The organism is Kitasatospora sp. NPDC059088, from assembly GCF_042738155.1.
In the GTDB taxonomy this organism is placed as follows: Bacteria; Actinomycetota; Actinomycetes; order Streptomycetales; family Streptomycetaceae; genus Kitasatospora.
Genome location: NZ_JBHYGR010000082.1, coordinates 8,973 through 13,169 on the forward strand (window position 1 = coordinate 8,973; position 4,197 = coordinate 13,169).

Genomic DNA, 4,197 nt, shown 5'->3' on the forward strand with positions numbered 1-4,197 from the left:
CCCTCTCCCTCCCCCCCCCACCTCCCCCCCCACCCCCCGCCGGGGGCGCGGGGGGGGGGGGGGGGGGGGTGGGGGGGGGGGGCCCCCCCCCCCCCCCCGCGACCCGCGACCGAGTTCCCGTCCAAGGCGGCGGGGACGAAGGGGGGCCTGTCGCGTCAGGGCGGCCGGCCGACGGTGGTGCCGGGCCAGCCCGCGGACACGACCAGGGACGTCGACCCGGCCCAGCGTGCCGACGCCGCGTGCGGTGTCGAGACGGTCCACGGCACCGGGGCGCTCGGCGAGGCGGACGCGCCGGGGGGTGCGGCCGTACCCCGCGCCCCCCGGTTGCCTTCGAGCGCCCCGGCGCCGGACGCCACCTCCCCACCCGGGCCCCGGCCCCGCCGGGACCAGCCCGGGGCGGGGCGGGGGGCGCAGGTCAGGGACACCCGGAGCGCCCAGGAGCCCCGGAGCGCCCGGGACGCTCGGGAGCCCGGTGCCCAGGGGCGCAGCGCGCTCGAAGAGCTCTGGCGCTCCTACAAGGAGACCGGCGACCAGCGGCTGCGCGAGCAGCTGATCCTCCACTACTCACCACTCGTCAAGTACGTGGCGGGGCGGGTCGGGGTCGGCCTGCCCTCCAACGTCGAACAGGCCGACTTCGTCTCCTCCGGGGTCTTCGGGCTGATCGACGCGATCGAGAAGTTCGACATCGACCGCGCCATCAAGTTCGAGACCTACGCGATCAGCCGCATCCGCGGCGCGATCATCGACGAGCTGCGTGCTCTGGACTGGATCCCCCGCTCGGTGCGGCAGAAGGCGAAGGCCGTCGAGCGGACGTACGCGACGCTGGAGGCCCGGCTGCGCCGGACGCCGCACGAGCCCGAGGTCGCGGCCGAGATGGGCATCGCGATCGAGGACCTGCACGCGATCTTCAGCCAGCTGTCGCTCGCCAACGTGGTGGCCCTGGACGAACTGCTGCACCCGGTGGGGGAGGGCGGCGACCGGCTCAGCCTGGTGGACACCCTGGAGGACCACGGCGCGGACGACCCGGTCGAGGTGGCCGAGGACCGCGAGCTGCGCAGACTGCTGGCCCAGGCGGTCAACACCCTCCCCGAGCGGGAGAAGACCGTGGTCACGCTCTACTACTACGAGGGCCTCACCCTCGCCGAGATCGGCCAGGTGCTGGGGGTGACGGAGAGCCGGGTGAGTCAGATCCACACCAAGTCCGTCCTCCAGTTGCGGGCCAAGCTCTCGGACGTCCGGTAGCGGGCGCCGGAGCCGCCCGCCGGGCCGGCTCCTCCTTCGAATGCGCGGCGCCGTTCCGGCCGCGCGCGCGGCTCCGTACAGTGGGTCCGTGCCGAAGATCCGAGCGGCCACGGTGGCCGAGCATCGCCAGCTGCAGCGGGCAGCCCTCCTGGACGCTGCCCGCGCCCTGCTCACCGAGGGCGGCATGGAGGCCCTGACCTTCCCCTCGCTCGCCGCCCGTACCGGGCTGGCGCGTTCCTCCGTCTACGAGTACTTCCGCTCCCGTGCCGCCGTGGTCGAGGCACTGTGCGAGGTGGACTTCCCGCTCTGGGCGGCCGAGATCGAGGCCGGGATGGCGAGCTGCGAGACCGCCGCCGAGCGGATCGAGGCGTACGTCCGGGGCCAGCTGGCGCTGGCCGGGGACCCCAGGCACCGGGCGGTCACGGCCATTTCGGCGCTGGAGTTGGACGAGGCCGCGCGCGAGCGCATCCGGGCGGCGCACGGCGGGCTCGTCGGCCTGGTCGTCCGGGCGCTGGAGGAACTGGGCCACGACCAGCCCCGACTCGCCGCGGCACTGCTGCAGGGGATCGTGGAGGCGGCCGTCCGCCGGACCGAGCAGTTCGCCGGCGGGGACCGTACGGGCTGCCCGGTGGAGTCCCCGGAGGCGGTCGCGGACGCGGCGGTGGCCCTGGCGTTGCACGGCCTCGACCGGACCTGACCCGCCCCCGCCCGTTCCTCGTCCCGTCCTGCCGCGAGCCCGCCCCTGCCCCGCCGCGAGCCTCTGCCCCGTCCGTTCCGCCCTGCCGCGCCGCCGTTGCGCGCGTTCACGTTCCGCCCAGCGGCAGCAGACGGGCCCGTCCCGTGCCCAGCAGGGCCAGTGGATCGAGGTAGCGGCCCCCGCGCAGCAATCCCCAGTGCAGGCAGTCCCGTGCGCCGCAGTGCCGTCCGTCGGGGGCGAGCCGTCCGACGACCTGCCCGGCGGCCACCCCGGTGCCGACCGGGACGGTGCCGGTGACGGGGAGGTAGGTGGTCCGCAGCGGGGGAGTCCCGGAGCCCGGATGGACGACGGTCACCACCGGCCGTCCCGCCACCAGCCCGGAGAACGCGACCACCCCGGCGGCCGCCGACCGCACCTCCGCCCCGGGCGCGGCGGCGAGGTCCACGCCCCGGTGCCCGGCCGCCCACGGCTTGGCCGGCGGCACGAAGCGTCCCAGCACCCCGCCGGGCCCGCCCACCGGCCAGGCCCGCACCGGCCCCCGGCCGGTGGAACCCCCGCCCGCGCCTCCCGCGCCCGTGCCACCCGCGTCCATGCCTGTACCCACGCCACCCGCACCCGCGCCGCCCTCGCCCGCCGCGGCGGCCCGCGCCACCCCCGCACCCGCCATCAGGGCGAGCACCACCCCCAGTGCGATCCCCCGCACCACCCGCGTGACCACCGCACCGGCCACCCCGCCCACCCCCACCGGTCGGCCACGCGCCCACCCGGCCATCCACCCGGCCATCCACCCGGCCATCCACCCGGCCATCCATCCGATCGCCTCCGCGACCGCCCCTCGAACCCCGCTGCGCCCAGTCATGCCCCGAGGCTGGCCGGGCCCCGCTGCCCAGACCACCCCCTTCCGGATTCCTGTGGACAAACCGCCCCCACCGCCGGTCGCCGTCCCCCCGACGGGTGTACGGGTGCCGCCGTCCGGTGGACAAACGGCATACGAGGACCGGTCGGTGGGCAGGGAGCCGACCAGCCGGCGCCCGTTCGCCGGTCGCCGCGGCCCCGTCCGCCGCGGTCGTTTCCCGGGCTTCCCCCAGGCCATCCGCCGCTCGGGCGCGGTCCGCCCGGGGCCCCCGGGCGCCCGAGAAGTCGCTCGCCGCTCGGCGCTTCCCGTACACTTCACACGCGACCCGGTCCACCGGGTCGACTTCGCACGCCCCGCCACCGGTGGTCGGACACGGTTCTTCCGCGGCCTCCGCCAGGTGCGAGTGCCGCTCGGTCCGCCGAGCCCGACCGGTCCCCGGACCGAGCGGGTGGAAGCGGCTCGGCACGATCGGGGCGTCAGGCGTGGCTGTCACCTGGCCGCCACGGACAACCGAGACTGACCCGGCCGTAGGCATTTCGCCCGAGGGGAACCCCCCGAGGGCGGCCACAGTCGGGCCGTAACACCTGAGGAGCACGGCAATGGCCGTCGTCACGATGCGGGAGCTGCTGGAGAGCGGCGTCCACTTCGGTCACCAGACCCGCCGCTGGAACCCGAAGATGAAGCGCTTCATCATCACCGAGCGCAACGGCATCTACATCATCGACCTGCTGCAGTCGCTGAACTACATCGACCGCGCCTTCGAGTTCATCAAGGAGACCGTTGCCCACGGCGGCAGCGTCCTCTTCGTCGGCACGAAGAAGCAGGCCCAGGAGGCCATCGCCGAGCAGGCCACCCGCGTGGGCATGCCCTACGTGAACCAGCGCTGGCTCGGCGGCATGCTGACCAACTTCTCGACCGTCTACAAGCGCCTGCAGCGCCTCAAGGAGCTCGGCGAGCTGGACTTCTCGGACGTGGCCGGTTCCGGCCTCACCAAGAAGGAGCTCCTGGTCCTCCAGCGCGAGCACGACAAGCTGGAGAAGACCCTCGGCGGTATCCGCGACATGCAGCGCGTTCCCAGCGCTGTCTGGATCGTGGACACCAAGAAGGAGCACATCGCGGTCGGCGAGGCCCGGAAGCTCAACATCCCGGTCGTCGCCATCCTCGACACCAACTGTGACCCGGACGAGGTCGACTACAAGATCCCGGGCAACGACGACGCGATCCGCTCCGTCACCCTGCTGACCCGCGTGATCGCCGACGCCGTCGCCGAGGGCCTGAAGTCCCGCGCCGGGGGGGGGGGGGGGGGGGGGCCCCCCCCCCCCCGCGGCGCGCCCCCCCCCCCGCCCCCGGCGGGGGGGGGGGTCGCGCGCGCGCGCAGATCGAGCGGCGCGCGCGCGCGCGC

General features: G+C 75.3%; 4 protein-coding genes. 3 read left to right on the plus strand and 1 reads right to left on the minus strand.

Annotated elements, in window-relative coordinates:
* The first annotated feature begins 324 nt into the window (after window positions 1-324).
* Together whiG and ACFWXO_RS29805 are read left to right on the plus strand one after the other, a co-directional pair.
* A complete protein-coding gene (gene whiG / locus ACFWXO_RS29800; protein WP_380527451.1) occupies window positions 325-1,242 on the plus strand; it encodes an RNA polymerase sigma factor WhiG in 918 nt (305 codons plus the stop codon).
* Window positions 1,243-1,354: 112 nt separating this feature from the next.
* A complete protein-coding gene (locus tag ACFWXO_RS29805; protein WP_380527453.1) occupies window positions 1,355-1,939 on the plus strand; it encodes a TetR/AcrR family transcriptional regulator in 585 nt (194 codons plus the stop codon).
* Window positions 1,940-2,045: 106 nt separating this feature from the next.
* On the opposite strand, the gene ACFWXO_RS29810 is transcribed toward ACFWXO_RS29805, so the two are convergent.
* Window positions 2,046-2,798, minus strand: a complete 753-nt coding sequence (locus ACFWXO_RS29810; protein ID WP_380527415.1) for a peptidoglycan DD-metalloendopeptidase family protein — start codon at window positions 2,796-2,798, stop codon at window positions 2,046-2,048.
* Between the two features lie 596 nt (window positions 2,799-3,394).
* Between ACFWXO_RS29810 and rpsB the strand changes: the two genes are divergently transcribed.
* A partial coding sequence (gene rpsB / locus ACFWXO_RS29815) for a 30S ribosomal protein S2 (RefSeq protein ID WP_380527417.1) occupies window positions 3,395-4,197 on the plus strand: 803 nt, incomplete at its 3' end.